The organism is Clostridium sp. AM29-11AC, assembly GCF_003480545.1.
GTDB lineage: Bacteria > Bacillota > Clostridia > Lachnospirales > Lachnospiraceae > Otoolea > Otoolea saccharolyticum_A.
Genome location: NZ_QUJI01000061.1, coordinates 459 through 665, shown reverse-complemented (window position 1 = coordinate 665; position 207 = coordinate 459). Strand labels below are relative to the sequence as shown.

Annotated in this window: 1 pseudogene; it reads right to left on the bottom strand. The window is 48.8% G+C overall.

The window, feature by feature from the left end:
* Positions 1-66: 66 nt before the first annotated feature.
* Positions 67-207 (bottom strand): annotated as a pseudogene (locus DW757_RS17875) (glutamyl-tRNA amidotransferase); the annotation flags it as partial.

Genomic DNA, 207 nt, shown 5'->3' with positions numbered 1-207 from the left:
GCGAGGAGCCTTCGGAGAACGCAATGCACCAACCTTTGGGTGGTGTATAATTGCGCCCTTAGTAAACTAAGGGGTTTCCGGCTTCTCCCGTTCCAGCAGTTTTTTCAATAGTTCCTGCGTGTCCTGCCTGTGAAAAATGAGTTTCAACAACAGCATGACATCATCATCTGTCAGGCGTTCCGGCTCTTGCAGAAAACTTTCCAGCAT